Origin of the sequence: Fundicoccus ignavus, from assembly GCF_009659375.1 — a bacterium.
Taxonomy (GTDB): domain Bacteria; phylum Bacillota; class Bacilli; order Lactobacillales; family Aerococcaceae; genus Fundicoccus; species Fundicoccus ignavus.
This window is the reverse complement of record NZ_WJQT01000041.1, coordinates 1-3,640: the sequence shown is the minus strand read 5'-3', so window position 1 is coordinate 3,640 and position 3,640 is coordinate 1. Positions and strand designations below refer to the sequence as shown.

2 protein-coding genes, 2 tRNA genes, 1 rRNA gene and 1 pseudogene are annotated in these 3,640 nt (G+C 34.8%); all 6 read left to right on the top strand.

All coding sequences use genetic code 11. From position 1 onward, the window contains the following. The first annotated feature begins 5 nt into the window (after nt 1-5). The 6 genes and pseudogenes from rrf (at nt 6) to GF867_RS13485 (ending at nt 2,796) form a co-directional block, all read left to right on the top strand. Nucleotides 6-121 (top strand): 5S ribosomal RNA (gene rrf, locus GF867_RS13515). 37 nt (nt 122-158) lie between these two features. Next, nucleotides 159-231 (top strand) — tRNA-Asn (locus tag GF867_RS13510). Between the two features lie 26 nt (nt 232-257). After that, nucleotides 258-330 (top strand) — tRNA-Thr (locus GF867_RS13505). Between the two features lie 593 nt (nt 331-923). Continuing rightward, nucleotides 924-1,609, top strand: a pseudogene (locus GF867_RS14500) (transposase); the annotation flags it as partial. A gap of 158 nt (nt 1,610-1,767) precedes the next feature. Continuing rightward, nucleotides 1,768-2,313 (top strand): GNAT family N-acetyltransferase, encoded by a 546-nt coding sequence (locus GF867_RS13490; RefSeq protein ID WP_153833611.1) that lies wholly within the window; start codon nt 1,768-1,770, stop codon nt 2,311-2,313. Between the two features lie 48 nt (nt 2,314-2,361). Continuing rightward, complete coding sequence (locus tag GF867_RS13485; protein ID WP_153833610.1) at nt 2,362-2,796, top strand: MepB family protein; 435 nt, start codon at nt 2,362-2,364, stop codon at nt 2,794-2,796. Nucleotides 2,797-3,640: the final 844 nt, after the last annotated feature.

Below are 3,640 nucleotides of genomic sequence, written 5' to 3'. Positions count from 1 at the left end.
CACTGTGTGGTGATGATGGCAAGAAGGACACACCTGTTCCCATGCCGAACACAGCAGTTAAGCTTCTTAGCGCCGATGGTAGTTGGACCTTTGGTCCTGTGAGAGTAGGACGTCGCCACGCCAGTGTCGTTATTTTTTTTTATACAGAATTATTTTATTCCGCAATAGCTCAGTTGGTAGAGCGCATGACTGTTAATCATGATGTCGTAGGTTCGAGCCCTACTTGCGGAGTTTTTTTTATAGCTTTTTTTAGACGTGCCGCTTTAGCTCAGCAGGTAGAGCGCTTCCATGGTAAGGAAGAGGTCGCCGGTTCGATCCCGGCAAGTGGCTTATAGAGGTTATTAAAAACATTCAGATTGAATTATTAGAACCGTTACAAACGTTGTTAAATCATCGTTTGTAACGGTTTTTTTGGTTTTTTCAATATAAGGGATTATAAGTTTTATGATGGTATATCACTCTTTATGCTTCGCTCAGCTTGTTGCTTTTTAAGGCTTTGGAAGCTCAATCGGCCAGGCTCTGTCTAATTCCCTTTCTTTATTAATAGTCAGAGTAGCTGCGCCGATTGACCTAGATACCGCTTTTGGAAAACAAGTCGCTGAGGGAAGCTTAGTATTCCAATAAAAGTAATGCTGTAATATCCAATTTAAATTGCTAAACAGAATTTAAAGCCCTCGAATTCGGCCGAAGGTTTCATATAATTAACTTGAATTTCAGTTAAATTTATAAGACGCCGCGAAATAACTCGAATAAATTCTGATTTAAAAGTATTTGCTAGAGGTTTTAATTGACAAGCCTTTGTTATAAAAAATACAATACTCATAACGATGATAATGAGGTGAAGCGAATGGCTAAATTAATTTATAGTAAAAATAAACAAAGGGATACGACTTATGTTATTGAGCCAATTGACCGCTATGATAGAACACTACCAAAGTTATCATGGTGCGGCCAACTTATATAGTCAACAACTTACCATCAATCAGGTGTTCAAAGCATCTGAAACATCCTGTTATCCAGTGACGCTCCATGCTTACTTAGATAGTGAACGAGCAACTGAAGGATGCATTAGCTTTCATAAACAGCTTCAGGCCTGGGAACGTGAATTACAAACAAATCACTTAATTGAAGCTAATTCAAAAGCTTATAATCCTTACTTTAAAGTCACAAAAGAATAAGGCAAAGTGGTCTCAGTAAGCGTGAAGGATGAAGCAATCGCTGAGAAGTTAGCTAATGCGGGCTATTTTGTTTTATTATCGAAAAGTCGGATGACGAGTGAGCAAGTACTAAGTCATTCCAGAGATAAAATTCAGGTTGAAAAATCATTTATGAATTTAAAAGACCACTTGAATATGCGCCGTTTAAGAGAATCATCTGAGCAAGGGTTAAAAGGAAAAATATTTATACAGTATTTAGCCTTATATTAGTGTCCGAACGAAAACATTAAATGGAACATGCAGATTTATTTGAGGAGTATACATTAGATGAAATATTAGATCTGTTCAATCGAATGTTTCGTTCATCCTTCATTCGATATGACTATATCAGAGGTTCTAAAAGACAAGCAGGATTATTTAAAGAACTTAAAATAAACATTCCACCAGGTTAGTATTTTGATTATATGTTTGATTAGATTTTTAGTAGTTTTTCGAAAGCATACAGATGGGATGTATTGACTTAAATGTAAAAGAGAAGCAGTGATTTATATAGTTAGAAAGAACAGAGTGAATATAAGTCTCAATATAACAGTAATAGAAGGAGAGGTTTATGCTTAAAGATCAAGAGCTAGCTATTCGTCCAGCGATTAGTCAAGACTTAAAAAGAATGTGGGAGTTAATTTTTAAAGAATCAGCGCCTGAATGGAAGAAATGGGATGCGCCCTATTTTCCCCATAATGCAATGGCTTATGAAAAATTTTTAGAGAAATCGTCCCAATACATTGAACAGGATGATTTTTGGGTTATTACGGTTGATGAAAAAGTCTGTGGGATTGTATCTTATTATTTTGAAGATAATCAGTCAGTGTGGCTTGAAATGGGGATTGTTATCCATGAAGGACAAAACTGGAATAAAGGTATAGGGACTCGTGCTCTTAAGCTTTGGCTGGATCATATATTCAATACGTTGCCACAAGTAAGAGTTGGATTAACAACTTGGTCGGGTAATGAGCGGATGATTCGAGTAGCCGAAAAATTAGGTATGCAGCTAGAAGCGCGGATAAGAAAAGTAAGATTATTTGAGGGCGAATATTATGATTCGATTCGAATGGGACTTTTAAGAGAAGAATGGGATGAATTAAATAAATTAGTTTAGAATAAAAAGAATGTTTATTAATGCCTTATAGAAAGCAAGAGGTGTTTCATGAAGTCCAAGAATAGTTTAATAAAAGAGTATGGGCAATTTAAAATTATAAAATACGAGGAACAAAACAAAGAATATGAAGGAGTTCTTATAGAAACATTAGATAATAAGATAATTCGGTGCCGTTTGGGAAAGAAAACTCCTACAAAGCCAGGATATTTTGTTTCCTTCTGGGAAAAAGATCATTTAAATAAAAATCGTCCCTATTATGATTGTGATACTCCAAGTGAGACGGCAATAATCATAAACGATGGAGACCAAGCTGGTATATTCATAATACCTAAAGAGAGAGCTGTAAAGCATGGTCTGCTAGCTACAGAAAAGCAAGTAGGTAAAATGGGGATGAGGTTTTATCCTCCATGGTGCGACGAATTAAATAAAACAGCTCTCGCTACACAGCAGTGGCAACTAAATTATTTTTATAACCATTCTTAAAATCAAAATATAATCACAAACCCTATAAAATAAATTGGCGACTTGTTCTAGTTAGAAAGTTGCCAATTTTTTATAGTATAAGGGATTATAAGTTTTGGAGTGATTTAATAGCCTTTGTGCTTCGCTCATAGGTAGAGCAACCTGAGCTGATTGCTTTTTATACCGCTTTTGAAACAAGTCGCTGAACTACGCTTAGTATTTCAATAAAAGTAACGCTGTATTATCGAGTTAAGACTGCTAAACAAAATTTAAAGTCCTCGGACTCAGCCGAGGTTTCTGATGAGATGAGGAAACAATCAAATTTAAAAAATACTTACTTAAAGTGTCGGGAATTAATGGATAATAACTATTTTTACATGAAAGTAAAAAATACTAATTAAAAAATGTGATTTGTATAAAAGACTGTTGTTAAAGGGTTGCAAGTAAACTATCAAATAAATTAATACTAAATAATAAAAAACTTTCAAAAATTTGTTTGACATGAAGAAGTGTTCCGTGGTATATTGTTTCTTGTCGTTAAGAGGGCAGAGGAATTAGTAAAGAATATTTCATCTAACCGAAACACTTTGGTAAAGATCTTAAAACAATTTTAAAAAAGTGTTGACAAGCGACAAAGAAAGATGTTATTATATAAAAGTTCCGTTAAGGAGATGCGCTTCGCGGCCATCCGATAACAAAAAAGAAACTTAAATTTCTTTTAAAAAGTTGTTGACAAGCCTAAACGAAACATGCTATAATATAAAAGTTGTCACAGCGAACGAGTTCGCAACTGACAAAGCTCATTGAAAACTGAACAAAGACAAACACCAAAATGTGTAAGGGTTCATTACTTGTTAATGAACAC

Excerpts from the sequence above, each read along its gene's own strand:
- GF867_RS13490 (WP_153833611.1), top strand. The coding sequence starts at position 1,768 with ATGCTTAAAGATCAAGAGCTAGCTATTCGTCCAGCGATTAGTCAAGAC.
- GF867_RS13485 (WP_153833610.1), top strand. The coding sequence starts at position 2,362 with ATGAAGTCCAAGAATAGTTTAATAAAAGAGTATGGGCAATTTAAAATT.